The sequence below is a fragment of the Actinomadura sp. NPDC049753 genome (assembly GCF_040674655.1).
Taxonomy (GTDB): Bacteria; Actinomycetota; Actinomycetes; order Streptosporangiales; family Streptosporangiaceae; genus Spirillospora; species Spirillospora verrucosospora.
The window spans coordinates 17425-34043 of record NZ_JBFARL010000080.1; the positions used below are offsets into that span (position 1 = coordinate 17425).

17 protein-coding genes are annotated in these 16619 nt (G+C 71.3%); 7 read left to right on the plus strand and 10 right to left on the minus strand.

Going from position 1 to position 16619, the window contains the following annotated elements:
• Positions 1-60: 60 nt before the first annotated feature.
• The 3 genes from fxsA to AB0K37_RS21265 all read right to left on the minus strand — a co-directional run bounded on the left by fxsA (position 61) and on the right by AB0K37_RS21265 (position 4067).
• Complete coding sequence (fxsA, locus tag AB0K37_RS21255) at positions 61-231, minus strand: FxSxx-COOH cyclophane-containing RiPP peptide (protein ID WP_363983648.1); 171 nt, start codon at positions 229-231, stop codon at positions 61-63.
• Between the two features lie 204 nt (positions 232-435).
• Positions 436-1731 (minus strand): hypothetical protein, encoded by a 1296-nt coding sequence (locus tag AB0K37_RS21260; RefSeq protein WP_363983650.1) that lies wholly within the window; start codon positions 1729-1731, stop codon positions 436-438.
• A 332-nt stretch (positions 1732-2063) separates the two neighbouring features.
• A complete protein-coding gene (locus AB0K37_RS21265) occupies positions 2064-4067 on the minus strand; it encodes an ABC transporter ATP-binding protein (protein WP_363983652.1) in 2004 nt (667 codons plus the stop codon).
• A gap of 392 nt (positions 4068-4459) precedes the next feature.
• Between AB0K37_RS21265 and AB0K37_RS21270 the strand changes: the two genes are divergently transcribed.
• Complete coding sequence (locus tag AB0K37_RS21270) at positions 4460-4687, plus strand: hypothetical protein (RefSeq protein WP_363983654.1); 228 nt, start codon at positions 4460-4462, stop codon at positions 4685-4687.
• Between the two features lie 133 nt (positions 4688-4820).
• On the opposite strand, the gene AB0K37_RS21275 is transcribed toward AB0K37_RS21270, so the two are convergent.
• Both AB0K37_RS21275 and AB0K37_RS21280 read right to left on the minus strand, forming a co-directional pair.
• Positions 4821-5627: an SAM-dependent methyltransferase gene (locus AB0K37_RS21275; protein WP_363983656.1), complete on the minus strand. Its 807-nt coding sequence runs from the start codon at positions 5625-5627 to the stop codon at positions 4821-4823.
• A gap of 140 nt (positions 5628-5767) precedes the next feature.
• On the minus strand, positions 5768-6556 hold the full coding sequence (locus AB0K37_RS21280; protein ID WP_363983657.1) for a hypothetical protein: 789 nt from the start codon (positions 6554-6556) through the stop codon (positions 5768-5770).
• A gap of 280 nt (positions 6557-6836) precedes the next feature.
• On the opposite strand from AB0K37_RS21280, the gene AB0K37_RS21285 reads away from it, so the two are divergent.
• Together AB0K37_RS21285 and AB0K37_RS21290 are read left to right on the plus strand one after the other, a co-directional pair.
• Entirely contained in the window at positions 6837-7202 is a 366-nt protein-coding gene (locus AB0K37_RS21285) for a hypothetical protein (RefSeq protein WP_363983659.1), read from the plus strand.
• A gap of 38 nt (positions 7203-7240) precedes the next feature.
• A complete protein-coding gene (locus AB0K37_RS21290) occupies positions 7241-7606 on the plus strand; it encodes a roadblock/LC7 domain-containing protein (protein WP_363983661.1) in 366 nt (121 codons plus the stop codon).
• A 202-nt stretch (positions 7607-7808) separates the two neighbouring features.
• On the opposite strand, the gene AB0K37_RS21295 is transcribed toward AB0K37_RS21290, so the two are convergent.
• A complete protein-coding gene (locus tag AB0K37_RS21295) occupies positions 7809-8561 on the minus strand; it encodes a DUF4386 domain-containing protein (RefSeq protein ID WP_363983663.1) in 753 nt (250 codons plus the stop codon).
• 184 nt (positions 8562-8745) lie between these two features.
• Between AB0K37_RS21295 and AB0K37_RS21300 the strand changes: the two genes are divergently transcribed.
• Both AB0K37_RS21300 and AB0K37_RS21305 read left to right on the plus strand, forming a co-directional pair.
• Complete coding sequence (locus AB0K37_RS21300) at positions 8746-9186, plus strand: SRPBCC family protein (RefSeq protein WP_363983665.1); 441 nt, start codon at positions 8746-8748, stop codon at positions 9184-9186.
• Complete coding sequence (locus AB0K37_RS21305; protein ID WP_363983667.1) at positions 9183-9695, plus strand: NUDIX domain-containing protein; 513 nt, start codon at positions 9183-9185, stop codon at positions 9693-9695. The genes AB0K37_RS21300 and AB0K37_RS21305 overlap by 4 nt, the downstream gene beginning before the upstream one ends.
• A gap of 25 nt (positions 9696-9720) precedes the next feature.
• Here the strand turns inward: AB0K37_RS21305 and AB0K37_RS21310 are convergent, their stop codons facing one another.
• Together AB0K37_RS21310 and AB0K37_RS21315 are read right to left on the minus strand one after the other, a co-directional pair.
• Complete coding sequence (locus AB0K37_RS21310; RefSeq protein WP_363983669.1) at positions 9721-10209, minus strand: hypothetical protein; 489 nt, start codon at positions 10207-10209, stop codon at positions 9721-9723.
• Entirely contained in the window at positions 10206-12017 is a 1812-nt protein-coding gene (locus tag AB0K37_RS21315) for a glycoside hydrolase family 15 protein (protein WP_363983671.1), read from the minus strand. Before AB0K37_RS21315 ends, AB0K37_RS21310 begins: the two co-directional genes overlap by 4 nt.
• 224 nt (positions 12018-12241) lie before the next feature.
• Between AB0K37_RS21315 and AB0K37_RS21320 the strand changes: the two genes are divergently transcribed.
• Entirely contained in the window at positions 12242-13486 is a 1245-nt protein-coding gene (locus tag AB0K37_RS21320; protein ID WP_363983673.1) for an ATP-binding protein, read from the plus strand.
• A 105-nt stretch (positions 13487-13591) separates the two neighbouring features.
• Here AB0K37_RS21320 and AB0K37_RS21325 read toward each other — a convergent pair whose 3' ends face one another.
• Both AB0K37_RS21325 and AB0K37_RS21330 read right to left on the minus strand, forming a co-directional pair.
• Positions 13592-14215 carry a glyoxalase gene (locus AB0K37_RS21325; protein ID WP_363983675.1) on the minus strand — a complete coding sequence of 208 codons (624 nt, stop codon included), beginning with the start codon at positions 14213-14215 and terminating at the stop codon, positions 13592-13594.
• Positions 14216-14265: 50 nt separating this feature from the next.
• Entirely contained in the window at positions 14266-14622 is a 357-nt protein-coding gene (locus AB0K37_RS21330) for a VOC family protein (protein ID WP_345175917.1), read from the minus strand.
• Between the two features lie 192 nt (positions 14623-14814).
• Between AB0K37_RS21330 and AB0K37_RS21335 the strand changes: the two genes are divergently transcribed.
• Positions 14815-16619 (plus strand): LuxR C-terminal-related transcriptional regulator (locus tag AB0K37_RS21335; RefSeq protein ID WP_363983677.1); only part of this gene is annotated, 1805 nt, incomplete at its 3' end.

Sequence of the window (16619 nt, forward strand, 5' to 3'; positions counted from 1 at the left end):
TCGCCGGCGCCGCGGACGCCGCTCACAACTGCAACATTCGCGACCGTCCGCACAACGCTTTCATATTCGCGCTTTGAACGTGAGATACAAGGCCGATTCCCGGAGGTTCTCGTAATAGACGCGGCTGAGGGCTCTGCGGAGGGCCTCGCTCGGCAGGGCGTCCATTTGATCGAGATCGAAGTCGGTCACGTCGATGATGGTGGTCGGGAGTTCCTCACTCGCATCGTCCATCGATCACTCTATTCGGCTGGTACGGCAGTTCTTTGGGGCTGACCGAATTCGGCCGCAGGGGTCAAGGCCACATCCGTCATCCCGCATGGGCATGGTCGAGGCTAGCCTCATCCCGCAATGACGACTATGTCCCATGGCGCGTTTTCCGTGTTCGGCCAGAACCGAATCATGGGGCGTCCGCGCGTGGCGTCCCGGCGGTAAGGGTCACGTTTCCGAGTCGGCGGGAGCGGAGGCGCACGCGTCGGTCTCGGGGGACGGCCCGGGGACCGGCGGGCCGGACGGCGGCGCGGCACCGGACAGCGCACCGGGCCGGGGCGAGCTCCCCCCGGGCGGGCCCGGCTCGTCGACCGGGGGGTGCGGCGGATCGCCGGCGAGCCTGTTCAGCACCCCGTTGGAGGCGTAGTGCAGGACGTTCACGACCAGGATCGCCGGCGCGACGATCCCGACGGTGCCGCGGAAGTCGGGCTCCAGCGCCAGCGCCAGAATGATCGCGGTGATCCCGTTCTGCTGGCCGAGGGCCAAATGGACGCGGTCGCGACGGCTCAGCCCGTGCTCCAGCACGGGCACCACGAGCAGCGAGATCAGCGCCTGGGCGCCGAACGCCGCGAAGCCCAGCACCAGCGCGGGAAGCAGGTCGACGCCGTTCACCAGCAGCAGGCCGAGGGCGAAGGAGGCGACCAGGAAGGCGGTCGCCACGGCGCGGTCGATCACCTTCGCGTACGTCCCGACTCTGAGGAAGAGACCGATCACCGCCACGGCGAGCATCAGCATCCACTGGGCCGCGACGAGGAAGACGCCCAGGAGCACCGCCATGGAGAGCAGATCGGCGAACCGCCGGCTCGTCCCCGCTCGCCGCGCGGAGGAGGCAGGGCCCGCGGGCGTCCGCAGGCCCCGCAGCGCGACGAAGACCAGATAGGCACCGGCGGCCAGCGCGAGGTTCAATCCCAGATCGCTCAGATAGGCGCTGAGCCCGTCCCCTGAGGGGCCGGCCTGCGGCGATCCGTCCCGTCCCGAAAGCCGGAAGGCGAGGATCGAGAAGTAGAGGGAGAGGAGCACCGTCACGGGGTCGTCGAACGAGGCCCAGGCGAACAGGAGCGCCTTCGCCCGCGACGACATACGGCTGTTCGCCCGCATCGCGGCCACCGACAGGGGATCGATCTGCGCGACGGCGATACCGAGGACCAGGTAGCGGGCGTCGTGGAACACCAGCAGCATCACGCCGGCGATCAGGACCGCCTTGATGACCACGCCCAGCGTGACGGCGACCAGCACGCCCCGGGCGTCCTGCCGGAGCGCCCTCAGATCGATCTCGTGCGTGCTCCCGTACAGGCCGATGGCCAGCAGGAACCCGGCGAGGAAGGAGTACCAGGCCGAGCCCGCGAGATCACCCGGATGGACGAGGGCGCCCACGCCGAGCCCCGCCGTCGTGGCGAGCAGCGCCCCGACGACGATGAGGGGAACGATCCGCGACAGCCGTCTCCACGATACGCGCGCACCCAAAAGGCGTTCTCCGTTCCACGGGCCGGCCGCGCCTCTCGGGCGGAGCACCGGCGTCCGGATCGACGGACCCCCTCAGCCAAGAACATCATAAAAAATGATCACCCGCCGCCGAAAGCCCACCCCGATATCCGCCGACTTACCACCTGACCGAATCCGGCAACCACCGGCAAGCCCAGATAGGCATGTTTCAGACGTCCGAAACGGACCCGGCATGCCCGTCAAACTGCCAGTCATGCCAAAAGCCGGACTCGAACCCCGTGGTGAATGCAGAGACATCATCGCCTCCACGCGAGGATTTCGCATCGCGACCCACCGCACCTGACGCCGCCTTGTCAGAAGGCCGGGCCGCGTGGGGAGCCGGATACCGGATTGGCGGCGAGAGCGTCTTCCTCGTCGCCTTGGCGGTAGGCCGATGCCTGTAGTTCGTACAGTTCGGCGTACAGGCCGTTCAGGGCCATGAGTGCGTGGTGGTCGCCGTGCTCGGTGACGCGGCCGCCTTCGAGGACGTAGATGCGGTCGGCGTGGCGGACGCTCGCGAGCCGGTGGGTGATCAGCAGGACGGTGCGGCCGTGCTGTGCGGCGTGCCGGCGGATCTGGTCGAACAGGTGGTGTTCGGCGCGGGCGTCGAGCGCGGCGGTGGGTTCGTCGCAGATCAGCAGGGGCGCGTCCCGGTAGAAGCCGCGTGCGGCCGCCAGTCGCTGCCACTGGCCGCCCGACAGTTCGCATCCGTTGGCGAAGCGTTTGTCCAGGAGGGTTTCGAGACCGAGGGGGAGGGTGGCGATGACCTGGTCGGCGCCGGCGTTGGTCGCGGCCTCGTCGACGTTCGCCCGGACGCCGGCGGCGGCCAGGTCGTCGCCCATGGTGATGTTGTCGGCGGCGGTCATCGGCCAGTGGGTGTGGTCCTGGGCGACGACGGCGATGGCCCGCCGCAGGGCCTCGGGGGCCAGGTCGCTCACGCGGGTGCCGTCCCAGCGGACCAGGCCGCTCTGCGGGGCGTAGAGCCCGGCGAGGATCTTGGCGAGGGTCGTCTTCCCCGATCCGTTCTCCCCGACCAGCGCGACGATCTCACCGCGGCCGAGCCGCACCGACACCTCGCACAGCGAGGGGGTGTCACTGTCGGGGTAGGTGAAGGTCACCTCCTCGGCATGGATCTCCGCGAACCCGCGCAACGCCGCGAGATGCCTCTCCATGTCGTCCGGTTCGCCGGCGCGAGCCCGGTGGACGCGCTGTTCGGCGTTCTGGCAGTAGGCCATGTAGTCGCTGAAGTACAGGCCGTCCTCGTAGCAGCGGTTCAGGGCGTAGACGAGGTTCACGAGAGAGGTCTGCCCGGCGCGGATCGCCAGGACGGCCGTCCCGGCCACCGCGAGCGGCATCACGCCTCGCCACAGGAGCAGCCCCAGCGCCGTGTACATCAGCGCGGTCGCGACACCCTTGAGGACGTCGCCCCAGACCTGGGACATCGTCTGCCGGCGTGCCAGGTCGAGCAGCACGCGACGGATGTGGGCGGCCAGCGCCGCGTACTGGCGCAGCAGGAAGGCCCGCACGGTGAAGGAGCGGACCTCGGCGGCGTGGCGCCGCTCGGTCATCAGCTCGGACATGATCCAGCTCCGCCGCCGCACCTCCACCAGATCCAGCTGGGTCAGGTATCCCAGCCGGGCCGCGCGGACCGCCGCCCATCCCTCGGGCAGCGCGGTCAGCAACAGCAGCGGCAGCAGCACCGGATGCAGGACGCCGAGCGCGCCGGCCGCCGCCGTGACGCCGACGGCGGCGGTGAACAGGTCCACCGCGTTGTCGACCATGGACGGGGCCGAGTCCACGCCCCGCATCCGCGCCCGGTGCAGGTCGTCCTGGAACTCGGCGTCGTCGAACGCCGCCAGCTCGATCGCGGTCGTCAGCTCGTACAACCGCCGCTCGACGATCTGCTCGACCTGCGGGCGCAGCCGGGCCTGCGCCCACTGCGCCGCCGCCGAGAACCCCGCACGGACCGTGACCGCGACCCCCACCAGCACCAGCTCCGGCGCGGCGGCCCGCACCCGGTCGGGGGTCGGGCCCGCCGAGAACAGCGCGGTCAGCACTCCGGTGGTGGCCAGCAGGCCGAACGCGGTGAACACCCCCGCGGCCACGTTGAACGCGATGGTCGCGGCCAGGTCCCGCGGACTCGCGCGCCACGCGAGCCGCATCACCTGCCCGATCAGGGTCGGCAGCCGCCGGGCCATGGTGAGCGTCCCGGTGCCCGACAGCTCGGCGGCCTTGCGGTACCACTTGTGCTCGCTCAGGGCCGGCCCGATGAGCGCCTCCACCGGCGCGGCGCGGCGGCGACGCAGCGGCAGCCTCATCGGCCCACCTCCGGGGTCGGCGACGTCTCGCGATCACCGGGGCGGGCGACACTGGTCATGGAACCGGCCTCCAAGCGGGGGGACGGGCACCACCCTCTGCGCCGCGCCCGGGTGGTAGGAAGGGGTGCGGCGGTCTTTGGCCCCGCGCTCCCGCGGCACAGTTCTCCACCCGCCGGGTAAGCCTCTGATGCCCCGCATAATGTGATCGGTCACTGTGGGAACGTGCCGTGCGGCTCGTGGCCGGACGGCGGTCGGGACTCGGGACGGGATGAGCGGGAGACGCGAGGTCGACTCGGCGGCGGACTACGTGCGCCGCGGTCGTCCTCGTCCCCGCGGGTGCGGCGGCGACGCTCCTCCTCGCCGAGTGGTTCACCCGCCAGGAGGGGGCCACGTTGAGCGAGTCGATCGCCGGTTCGTGGTGGCCGGTCCTCACGGCCGTGACGGTGACCGTGGCGATCCAGGCGCTGAGGCTGGTCCTGGTGCGCCCCCGGATGTGGGTGAGCGAAGAAGAGATCATCATCTGGGACGGGCCGCTGCTGTGGAAGGCGCTGCGGATTCCGTGGCGGGAAACAGCGGCGCCGTGCCGCCCACCGGCCATGTCAGGCCCTTCGAGGAGCTAATCGCGAGCGATCGAGCCGCAGTCGTGCGCTATCTGGGACCACCGGGGCGCGTGCTGTTCCGAGGCGAGGGCGACTTCGGCCTCGTGCAGCTTGGTGACGCCCTCGCCCCAGTGCGGACGCTCGTGGGCCGGCGTCAACCTATGCGGCCGACGCCCCCGTAAAGCCATTTGCCGACTTCTGCGGCCGGTTTATCCGTCTCGTCGTCTTCGGGGTTCCACGCGTCGATGGTGACCAGACCGGGATGGACGAACGCGAAGCCGTCGAAGAAGAGCTCGATGTCCGCCTTGTTGCGGAAATAGATGGGGGTGGGAGTGGCCGCGTAGGCCCCCTCGATCTGCTCGACGGCCTTCGCGGAGTGCCCTTCCGTCGTCACGTGCGTCGCGGCGAGGTGGCTGCCCGGCGCCAGGGCTTCCCGCAGGGGCGCCATGACGTCCTCCCGCTCCTCCAGGGTGAGGAAGTGCGTCATGGCGATCATCAGCACGCCGACCGGAGCGGAGAAGTCGATCAGCCCGGTGCTCCGGGCGTGGCCGAGGACCTCGGCGGGGCGGCGCATGTCGGCCTGGGCGACGGTGGTGAACTCGTTGGTCGCGAGCAGGGCGCGCCCGTGCACCAGGACCACCGGATCGCTGTCGACGTACAGGACGCGGGCGTCCGGGACGATCTCATGGGCGATCTCGTGCGTGTTGCCGACGGTCGGCAGCCCGGAGCCGATGTCGAGGAACTGCCGGATTCCCCGGCGCGCCATGTACCGCACGGAGCGACGCAGGAACGAGCGGTTCTCCAGGGCGAGCTCGCCGATCTCCGGCATGGCCCGCGCGACCCGGTCCGCCGCGTCCCGGTCCACCTGGAAGTTGTCTTTTCCATGCAGGTAGTAGTCGTACATGCGGGCGACGCTCGGTCGGGTGAGATCGATTTCCGGGGACAGGCCATCCTCGGCCACGTACGACCTCCACCCAAGATCAAGTTGTTTCCGGCAACACTAGCCCGGCCGGGACACGGTGGCCAAGTTCGGCCGGGCGATCGGGTTGACTACTTTTTCCAGGCATTCCGCGAGGCGGCGTCGCCGGAAAAGGCCCGGCGTCAGGCCGGCGGCTTCCGCTGGAATCGCGGTTCGTGGTCGGTGCTCCGGTGCCTGCGCCGAGGCAGCCCGGCCGGCTCCTCGGAGGGAGCGTTCAGATGCGGGGGAGGCGGGGCCGGCCGCGATCGGATGCCCTCGCTCGGGAGTTCCGGCGTGCGGGCGACGGGCTCGCTCTGCGGCGCCGGGGGAATGGGGGCCTCGGATCCCTCGATGAGGGGCGGTTCGATGGTGGCCAGCCCGTCGGCGATGAGGGTGGCCAGGTCGCTCATGACCGGGAACAGGCCGCGTCCGAGGGCGAAGGCGATGTCGCGGGGTGTCCGGCGGCCGTTGACCTTGGCGAGCAGTTCCCGCCGCTGGGCGTTGACGGGCACGGACCCCGCCGGCCGGCCGCTTCGCGGCCTCGATCGCACGGACAGGCCGAGCACGGTCCAGGACTGGGCGAGATCGAGCCGGCGGCGGATCTCGCGGGTGGCCCGTTCGGTGTCGAGGCCGGGGTCGGACGCGAGCAGCGGGGCGGCGTCGTCGGGTTCGGCGGTGCAGGTGCGGACCCCGCACAGGGCCATGGCGAACAGCGCGTCGGCGACCGCGGCGCGGGTGATGACCTGCACGCCGGCGTCGCCGAGGAGCCCGCGCACCACCAGTTCGCGCTCCAGCCGGCCCTCGGGGGCGCCGGCGGTGAAGGCGGCGCTCCAGTCGGCTTCGCTGATCCGTCCCGACCGCAGCAGCAGCGGCTCGGGTCCCGGCGCGGCAGGGGTGGAGGCGGCCACCACCAGGCCATCGCGCATGCTCACCGAGCCGCCCGGGGACCCGTCCATCCGCAGGGTTCCGGTGAACCGCTGCCGACCGCGCCGGGTAAGTGCCGAAATCAGCACGCCCGCGTGGTCGCGCCCACGTTCTGCCGGAAGCTGCGCTTCTGGTGCCATCTGTCCCTTCTCGCCTTCTCTGATGGTGCTTGGTGCCCCTTTGAGTGTGGCCACGGCGCCGCATCGGCGTAATCCGAGGCTTCCCGGTTGTGGAAGCCCGTTCGCCGGATATATTAGCGTCCGAAATAAGCAATTCGTCGGGAGTGGTATGAACATCGAAACGGCGCTCAAGGAAGCCATGGCGATCGAGGGCGCTATGGGCGCGGCCCTGGTCGACTATGACAGCGGCATGTCCCTCGGGTCGCTGGGAGGCGGCCCCGAACTCGACCTGGAGATCGCGGCCGCCGGCAGCACCGAGGTCGTGCGCGCCGAGGTCCGGACCCTGGAATCGCTGGCCATCGACGACTCCGTCGAGGACATCCTGATCACCTTGAACCGGCAGTACAATTTGATCCGCGTCCTCGGGCGAGGCCACGGCCGCCTGTTCCTCTACCTCGCACTCAACCGGGAACGCGCCAACCTGGCGCTCGCCAGGCACCACCTGCGGCGCATCGAAGCCGAACTCAGCGTCTGACCGCGTCTCCGTCTCGGGGCGAATTGGGGGGAACGGGTATGCGCGAAGCCGTACTGGCGGAACTGCAGGCACTCCGGGGCCAGGTCGTGGGCGTCACGGACGCGGCCGTGGCGTCGGTGGACGGGATGCTGGTGGCCTCCGACACCGACGAGGTCCGGCCCGACGTGCTGGCGGCGCTCGCCGCCGCCTCGCTGGGCCTCGGCCGAAGCGCGGGGAACGAGGTCGGCATGGGCGAACTGCGCGAGGTGGTGACCCGCTGCCAGAGCGGTCACATCGTGGTCTACGCCGTCCGGCGCACGGGACTGCTCGTCGTGCTGGGCGACGAGGGACTGGACATCGCCGACCTGCACCTGCAGTCCCGGGCCACCGTCGACCGCCTCGGCGCCATTCTCGCCCAGAACTGACCACCGGACGTCCTTCACAACGGGGACGCCTTCTGCGAGCGGCGTGCGCAGACGCCGCCCGCAATGGTGGAAGAAAGCTCTGACTAATGGCGCATACGTGGATGCCCTGCCTCAATGGAGAGAAGTCTCCGAGGACGCCGCCCGCCTGATTTTTTGACGAGGCGTCAGGCGGTACCCGCTGGTGCCGGACATTGAAATGTGGTCACGGTGTCTCAGGCGCCTGTGTGGTCTGGGGGACCCTTCCTGTGATGAGGAGGCAGGGGCGGAATCCCTTGGTGACGAGCCAGATGCCCAGTGACGCTTCCCAGACGATTTCCGGCGCCGTGAACAGGAAGTTCACGGGGGACTGCTGCTCGTAGACGCCGAACAGGACAGCGGTCGCGGTGGCGCATGCGATGGGGCCGCCGATGAGCCCGATGAGCGCCATGGGACGGGGGACCAAGCCGGACCGGTACATCAGGTAGCCCAGCAGCAGTCCGTTGCCGAAGCCCGCGCAGAAGGCGGGGCCGAGCAGGAACGTCTGATCCTTCAACGCCACCAGTGACCGGCCGGCCAGAACGGCGTCGGCGCCGCCCCCGCCCGCCAGGTCCTGCCGCAACGTCACGACGGCGAGCACGCTGACGACCCCCACCACGATGACGGTCGATTCGAGGATTCGCGTGCCGACGTAACCGAGGGAGATGCTCTCGCTCTGCCGCTTCAGGATCGGGAACAGCACGACCGCGGTGGCGATGTTCGCGACGGCGGTCAGAATCTCGAGGAGCGCTCCGACCCGCACCTGCGTGTCCGCGCCCGCTCCCAGGACGTAGTTCGCGTCATTGAGGACGGGGTCGTACAGCAGCACCGCCGGGATCGAGAGGACGAAGGTGAGGATGAACCAGACACCGGCGATTCTGGCGCTTCGCTGAGCGGCGTCCGTCGAGGTTTCCGGAGTCCGAGATCTGCTCGTTTCCACGCGACTCTCCAAGACTTGCCCCGGCCCTCGTCCGATTGCCGGGATAGTCGTAGGGAACCACGTCGAACGGTCGCTGTCCCCACCCTCCGGTGGCCGGATTCGGAGGACCGGGTCGTAGTCTCGGAGGGGGCGTGGGCGCCCGGCGATGCGCTCGCCAGTCCGGTGCGGTGAAAGGATGATCGGCATGGGACAAGTCGTGGTTAACGCGGAGAGCACGCTGCAGGCGAGCCCGGACCAGGTCCTCGGAGCGCTCAGCGACTACACGGGGGTCCGATCCCGCATGCTGACGGAGCACTTCAGCGAGTACGAGGTGCGGGAAGGCGGCCAGGGCGAGGGCACGGTGGTGCACTGGAAGCTGGCGGCCACCAGCAAGCGGGTGCGCGACTGCCTCTTCACCGTGAGCGCCCCCGCCGGCGATCGCCTGGTGGAACGGGACGCCAACTCCTCGATGGTCACCACGTGGACGGTCACCCCCGCCGACGGAGGCGCGCGCGTCCACGTCACCACCACCTGGGACGGAGCGGGCGGCATCGGAGGCTTCTTCGAGCGGACCTTCGCTCCCAAGGGCCTCCAGCGCATCTACGACGCCCAGCTGGCCAAGCTGGCCTCCGTGCTGGGCACGTGACCGCGCCGGCCGACGAGGTCTACCGGCGGCGCTCCGCCCGTGTGCTGCTGGTGGACGACACCGACCGCGTCCTGCTGTTCCGCTGGCCGAAGGCCGCCGGCGACCCCGGGGCGGGCCACTGCTGGATCACTCCGGGCGGAGGCGTCGAGGAGGGCGAGACCCTGCCCGCGGCCGCGGCCCGCGAACTGCGCGAGGAGACCGGCCTGATCGTCTCTCCGGAGGAGCTCGGCCCGCAGGTCGCCCTGGCCTCCGGCTACGCGGACCTGGGCTGGGCCCGGGGCGTGTTCCGGGACGACTTCTTCCTGTTCCGCACGCCGGCCCTCGACATCGACACCACGGGGTTCACCCGGATCGAGCGCGAGCATGTCAGCGCCCATCGCTGGTGGCGGATCGAGGAACTGGCGAGCGTGGGAGAGCCGGTCTACCCCCTCAAGCTCGCGGAACTCCTCACCGACCTCCTGGCGGGCCGCACCCCATCCGAGCCGATCCGCCTCCCCTGGCACCACTGAACAACCCCAACGGAGCCGGGCGGGTTCAGCCGTGGGGGCCGAGGGTGGTGAAGCCTCCGACTATGGCTCCGTAGCCGACGTGGGCGAGGATGGTCACCAGTGGCGTGCTGGGCCCGTAGTTGAGCATCAGGAACCCGGGGGGTTCCAGAAGGGCCACCTTGGGAGCGCTGGTCAACGGGCTGCCCATTCGCGGGTGGACCAGCGGCAGCAGGATGTTGACCAGCGCGGTGCCGGCGAACAGCCCGTGCACCAGACCGAAGAGGGCCCCGAGCCCCCAGCCGGCGTGGCCGATGGCGAGGAAGACGGCGTAGTAGCCGAACGCGAACAACTGGCCGTTGACGAAGTGCAGGAGGTAGCCGATCGCCTTGGCGCGGGCCCGGTTCGCGGTCAGGGTGGTGCCGAGCAGGAACGGCAGGTCCACGCGGGTGAGCTTGAACTCGCTGGCGGCCCGCAGGACGGTGGTCAGGACCAGGGTGGCGACGAAGGCGCCCGCGGCGGTTCCCCAGGCGCTCACCTGACCTCCTCCCGGGCGACCGACCCGATGGCGCACGCGGCGTTGATCAACGCCAGGTGGCTCAGGCCCTGCGGCAGGTTCCCGAGGAAGGCGCCGGTGTCCGGATCGATCTCCTCGCCGTACAGGCCGACATCGTTGGCCAGCCCGACCAGGTCGTCCATCAGGGCGACGGCCTGGGCGAGGCGCCCGGTACGGGCGAGGCACTCGGCCAGCCAGAAGGAGCACGCGAGGAACGCGCCTTCGGTGCCGCTCAACCCGTCCTCGCCGGAGTACCTGTCGACGAACGGGCCGTGGCGCAGCTCGCGGCCCACGGCGTCGACCGTGGCGCGCATGCGCGGGTCATCGGGCTGCGCGTAGCCGTGGAGGAGACCGAGCAGCACGGCGGCGTCCAGCTCAGAACTGCCGGCGGAGCGCGTGTAGCAGCGGCGACGGGACGAGAAGCAACGCGTCTCGACGAAGTCGCGCACCTGGGTGCGGGCGAGGCGCCAGCGGTCCGAACCGCGGCCCTGGATCAGTCCGCGCTCGCACAGGTCGATGGCCCGGTCGAGCGCGATCCAGCACATCATCTTCGAATGCGTGAAGTGCAGGGGCGCGCTGCGGACCTCCCAGATCCCCGAGTCGGGCCGCTGCCAGGCGGTGGAGACGAAGTCGGCCAGCTCGGCCAGGCGCCGGGCGAGGTCCGTGTCGAGCCGTCCGGCGGCGCCGGCGTACAGCCAGCCGGTCTGAAGCAGCTCACCGTAGGTGTCCAGTTGGACCTGGGTGCCTGCCGCGTTGCCGATCCGAACCGGCTTGGAGCCCCGGTATCCCTCCAGGGGGAGCGTCCGTTCCGGGGCGTGGCCGCCCCCGTCCAGCCGGTAGAGCACCCGCAGTCGCGGATGTGTGAGCTGGGTGGCATGCATGAGCCACCAGAAGTAGGCGTCCGCCTCAGCGGGGCATCCCAGGCGGAGGAGCGCGTCAAGGGTGAACACCGAGTCGCGGACCCAGGAGAAGCGGTAGTCCCAGTTGCGGCCGCCGCCGACCTGCTCCGGCAGCGAGGAGGTCACCGCGGCGGCGATCGCTCCCGAGGGGGCGAAGATCAAGAGCTTGAGCGCCAGTGCGCTGCGCAGCACGGCGTCCCGCCACATGCCCTCGTACGAATGTTCCCGCGACCAGCCGCGCCAGGCCGCGATGGTGTGCTCTATACGGGCGTCGCATTCGGACCGGGTCGGGAGGACGAGCGGTTCCTGGTGCGCGAACGCCATCGTCAACAGAGCCTGGCGTCCCGTCCCCAGTTCGAGGCGGCCACTGATCTCCCGATCGGAGCACACCGGCTCACCCGCGTCCCAGGCACAGACCGCGAGCGCGTCCCCGCCCTCCACGACCACCGGCACACCGGCGCGCCGTGTGATCCGCGGACGGCGGGCGCCGTAACCGAACCGCGGCCGCACGCTCCACCGCAACGGCACGATGCCGGTCACGCCGTCGAGGCGCCGTTGCAATTCCCGCATCGGCCCCAGCGTCCCGTCGCCTTCCAGCGTCAGCGAGTCGGTGACTCGCACACTGCCACGGTCGGTGGTGAACGTGGTCTCCAGCACGTTCGTGCCCGGCAGGTACCGGCGCGCGACCGTGAACGGCTCCTCGGGTTCCAGCGCGAAGCAACCGCCTCGGACGGGATCCAGGACGGCGGCGAACACCGAGGGGGAGTCCAGGTCCGGCAACCCCAGCCAGTCCACCGACCCGTCGACGGCGATCAGCGCGGCGCTGCGCCCGTCCCCGATCACCGCGTAGTCGCGCAGCGGGACGTGGCCGTCGCTCCGGAAGGCCGTCATGCGCCCGGACCGTACGGATGGCCGCCGATGTCCATGGATCAGGGCCTCCCTCGGTCACGGCCCATCGCTTCCCCCTCCTCCCCTGTCACTCCAGGGATTCCCGCACTTCACCGCCCTGAAGCTCCGAGACGGGCGAAACCCGGCCTGGTTCCCCCATCCGGTGTTGGAGGCATATTGACCCTCTATTGAGTGCTAATTACGGCGTTGCGAAGTATGTGTGAGAGATGGCCGATGTCGACTTCTCGGCGCTGTTCCAGGCGTTGCCCGTGGCGTGTTCGGTCTTGTCGCGGGAGTGGGAGTACGTGACGGTCAACTGTGCGTACGAGCGGGCGTCGGGGCGGTCGCGCGAGCAGTTGATCGGCCGGTACGTGTTCCACGTGTTCCCCGGAGGGCCGGAGGGGGACAGCGCCCGCCGGCTGAGGGCCTCGCTGGAACAGGTGGTGAACGACGGTGAGGCCGACCGGATGGGCCTGCAACGCTACGACGTCGAGGAACCGGCGGGGTCGGGGGTGTTCCAGGAGCGGCACTGGACCATCGTCAACACGCCGCTGCTCGGGCCGGACGGGCGGGTGGCGTGGGTGGTCAACCAGGTGGAGGACGTCACCGGGTTCGTCCAGCGACTGCGTGAGGCCGACGCCAGTGCCGAGCCGGTTCGGCAGGCGCTGGCGGCCGAGACGAAGGCGGTGGAGGCCGAGCTGTTCGCGCGGGCCCGTGAGCTGCAGGAGGTCAACCAGCGGCTGCGGCGCGCCCAGGCGCGGGAGCGCCACGCCGCGGAGGCGGCGCGCCGGGCCCTGGAGATCCAGCAGCAGGCCATCGCCGACACCTCCCATGACCTGCGCGGCCCCGTCTCCGGCCTGCGAACCCGCCTGGAGGTCGCGCTGAGCGACCCCGAGGCCGACTCCCGCCGGGTCCTGGACGCCGCGCTGCACGACGCCGAACGCATCGGCGACATCGTCGCCGACCTGCTGGAGCTGGCCCGGCTGGAGGCCCGCACCCCGCTGGACACCAGGTCGATCGACCTGGCGCGCCTGGTACGGACCGAAGTGGCCCGCCGAGACGAAGCACACCGGACGCCGGGCGTGCGGGTCACCGTCGACACCGAGCCGGGCGTCATCGTGGACGTCTCGCCCGTCCGGCTGACACGCCTGCTGAACAATCTGCTCGACAACGCCGAACGCCACACCCGAAGCCGCATCGAGGTGACGGTCACCCGCGAGCAAGGGGACGCGGTCCTGAACGTCACCGACGACGGGCCCGGCATCCCCGCCGACGAGCGCGAGAGCGTCTTCCGCCGCTTCTTCCGGCGCGCCGACGCTCGCCGGTTCGATCCCGAGGGCAGCGGCCTGGGCCTGCCCATCGCCCGCCAGATCGCCCAGGCCCACGACGGCAGCCTGGACATCGCCGACCACTCACCCGGCACTCGCTTCACGCTGCGGCTGCCCCTCCAGCAGACCGGCGACGGCTTCTAGGCTCGCCGGACGGCGGTCTCCGGCAGCCCCGACCATCGAGGCGCCGGGCATGGCCGGCGCCTCGGCTCCGCCCAAGCCCGGGCGGAGCGGCGAGTTCACGCGGCCTCAGGCCAGGGTCCGGGCGGGCGCGGCCTCCCAGGCGAAGCCGTCCGGGTCGGTGAAGGGCTCGTCGCCGCCGACGAGCACGAGACGGTGCGAGCCGGTGCCGTCCTGCGGGACCCCGATGTCCTTGGCCAGGGCGCGGAGCGGGTAGAGCGCCAGCGTGACGGCCGAGGACGGGGTGTCGAACTCGGCGTACTTGCCCCCGAAGCTCTTGGCGACGGCCAGACCGCGGTCGACATAGAAGCGCTTGCTCGCCTTGACGTCCGCGACTCCCAGCAGCAACGCGATCTGGTCGAACTCCCGGGCGGCGGGCGCGGAGTCCTTCTTCTTGGAGGACGCGACCTTGCAGATCGTCCCGTCCGGGGCCCGGACGACGCCGCCGTAGCCCCAGAAGGACTTCGTGGCGGGCTTCAGCGTCGTGGCGCCGGCGTCGACGGCGGCGCCGATGAGGGCGTCGACGTTGCCGGGCTGGGACGCGACGAGCGACAGCGCGAAGCCGCGGAATCCCGTGGCCGGCTCGTCCGAGGCGCGGAGGTTCACGCGGTCGGCGATGCCGAAGGCCTCGTAGAAGGCCTCCGCGGCCGCGGGGTCGGAGACTTCCAGGGTGACGGATGCGAAGGAGATCATGACGCTTCTTTCTCGCTAGGTGGTGTTCGTCCGGTGGCGACGGTCGGTGCTCAGCGGTCCTGGATCAGCCCGAGGACGTTGCCGTCCTGGTCGGTGACGGTGGCGACCAGCCGTCCGGCGCCGACGTCGTGCGCGGCCTCCTTGACGGCCGCGCCGGCGGCGGTCAGCTCGGCGAGCTTCGCCTCGATGTCCGGCACGTGCCAGTAGGCCACCGGCGAGGTCATGCCCTGCGGGCCGCCGTCCGGGACCAGCCCGATGTGCTGGCCCCCGACCTCGAACCCGACGTAGTAGGACGAGTCGGTCTGAGGGGCCTGGCCGAGAAGGGCGGTGTACACCGCCTTGGCCTTGGTCAGGTCGCTCACGGGATGCAGCACGGTCCTGATCCCGCGGACGGGGGAGCCGTTCATGGTCACTCCTGGAGTCGTGGGCCGCGTCGACCCGCTGTTCAACTGCACACAGCCTCGCGTCGAGGCCGCCCCGGCCACATCCGTGGCGACTACGGAACCGGCTACGCACCCGCCCCTACGCACCCCTTACGCAGCGCGGACACGGGACGGGATGCGGGGTGTTTGCGCCAGAATGGGACAGTGGTAGCGACAGTGGATATCTCGCCCCGGGAAGCCGAGGTGCTGGAGCTGGTCGGGGAGCATCTCAGCAACGCCGAGATCGCGGCGCGGCTGTTCATCTCCGTCCGCACCGCCGAGAGCCACGTCTCCGCCCTGCTGCGGAAGCTGGACGTCCCGGACCGGCGGGCGCTCGCCGGACGGGCCGCCGCGGGCGGCCGCGACGCCGGCGCGCCGCTGCCGGCGCCCGTCCTGCCGGCCCCGCTGACCTCGTTCGTCGGGCGGGCGAGCGAGCGCGCCGAGCTGGCCGAATTGATCGGGAAGCATCGGCAGGTGACCGCGGTGGGGCCGGGAGGCGTGGGCAAGACCCGGCTCGCACTGGCCGTCGCGGCGGACGCCGCGGGCGCGTTCGCGGACGGGGTCTGGTTCGTCGACCTGGTGCCCGTCACCGACCCGGGCATGGTCGCGGACGCGGTCGCCGGCGCGCTCGGTCTCGGCGAGCAGCCCGGCCGCGGCATGACCGAGTCGGTGGCCGCGGCGCTGGCCGACCGGCGCCTCCTGCTCGTCCTGGACAACTGCGAGCAGGTGCGGGACGGCGTGGCGCTGTTCCTGGAGCGGCTGCTCGCGGCGTGCCCCCAGGTGACGGTGCTCGCGACGAGCCGGGCCCGGCTGATGGTGCCGTTCGAGCGGGTGTACGCCGTCCCGCCGCTGTCGCTGTCCGACGGGGAGTCGGACGCGGTCGCGCTGTTCAAGGAGCGGGCGACGGCGATCGGCTGGCCGCTGGACCCTCCGCTGCACGAGCACATCCGCTCGATCTGCGAGCGGCTGGACGGCATGGCGCTGTCGATCGAGCTGGCCGCCGCCCGGTACCCCACGCTCGGGCTGGACGGCCTCACCGCGGCCCTGTCCCACCCGCTGCGGACGCTCGCCGGCGGCCCCCGCGCCGACGACCGGCACCGCTCGGTGCGGGCAGCGGTGGACTGGAGCCACACCCTGCTCGAACCGGCCGACCGGGAGCTCCTGCGCCGGGTGTCGGTGTTCGTCGCGCCGTTCACCGCCGCGGCGGCGGCGGAAGTGGCCGGGGCCGAGCAGGGGGTGGTCGTCGACGGGCTGGCCCGCCTGGCGGAACAGAGCCTGCTGGTGGTGCGGGCGTCCGCGGGCGCGACCGTGTACCGGGCGCTGGAGACGATCCGCCAGTACGGGGTCGAGCGGCTCACCGAAGCCGGTGAGCTGGCCGGCGTCCGCGCCCGGCACCTGCGCTGGTGCCTGGCGACGGCGGCCGGCCTCGCCGCCGCCGGAACGGACTGGCGGCCCCGCTTCGACGCCGCCGCCGACGACCTCCGCTCCGCCCTCGCCTGGGCGGCCGACCAGCCGGACCACCGCGCGGACGCGCACGATCTCGCGCTCCGCCTGGCGGAACTCGCCTTCACCCGCAACCTGGTCGGCGAGTCCCAGCAGCGGTACGAGCAGGCCGCCGCGCTGGCCGGGGAACCGGCCGGCGCCGCGGCGGCGCTCCGGCACGCCGCCGCGGTCGCCGGGTGCCGCATGCACGGCGACGACATGTACCGCCTGCACCGGGCCGCCGCGGACGCCGCCCGCCGGTCCGGCGACACCGCCCGCGCCGCCGCCGACCTGGCGACCGCCGCGACCACCGTGTTCCGCTTCTCGGGCACGTTCGTCCGGACGCCGCCCCCGGAAGAGACGCTCGCGCTGATCGCCGAGGCGCGCGAGCACGCCGGAAACGACCCCGTCGCGCGGGCGGCCGTCGCGCTGGCCGAGGCCGCGTCGGTCGCCGACGCGTTCGGCGCCGACCAGGACCCGCGCGACGACGCCGTCGCGCG

What these genes read in the sequence shown, in the direction of transcription:
- AB0K37_RS21285 (WP_363983659.1), top strand. Translation starts at nt 6,837, where the DNA reads ATGAACATCGAAACGGCGCTCAAGGAAGCCATGGCGATCGAGGGCGCT.
- AB0K37_RS21290 (WP_363983661.1), top strand. Translation starts at nt 7,241, where the DNA reads ATGCGCGAAGCCGTACTGGCGGAACTGCAGGCACTCCGGGGCCAGGTC.
- AB0K37_RS21320 (WP_363983673.1), top strand. Translation starts at nt 12,242, where the DNA reads ATGGCCGATGTCGACTTCTCGGCGCTGTTCCAGGCGTTGCCCGTGGCG.
- AB0K37_RS21315 (WP_363983671.1), bottom strand. Translation starts at nt 12,017, where the DNA reads ATGACGGCCTTCCGGAGCGACGGCCACGTCCCGCTGCGCGACTACGCG.
- AB0K37_RS21330 (WP_345175917.1), bottom strand. Translation starts at nt 14,622, where the DNA reads ATGAACGGCTCCCCCGTCCGCGGGATCAGGACCGTGCTGCATCCCGTG.
- AB0K37_RS21265 (WP_363983652.1), bottom strand. Translation starts at nt 4,067, where the DNA reads ATGAGGCTGCCGCTGCGTCGCCGCCGCGCCGCGCCGGTGGAGGCGCTC.
- AB0K37_RS21325 (WP_363983675.1), bottom strand. Translation starts at nt 14,215, where the DNA reads ATGATCTCCTTCGCATCCGTCACCCTGGAAGTCTCCGACCCCGCGGCC.
- AB0K37_RS21300 (WP_363983665.1), top strand. Translation starts at nt 8,746, where the DNA reads ATGGGACAAGTCGTGGTTAACGCGGAGAGCACGCTGCAGGCGAGCCCG.
- fxsA (WP_363983648.1), bottom strand. Translation starts at nt 231, where the DNA reads ATGGACGATGCGAGTGAGGAACTCCCGACCACCATCATCGACGTGACC.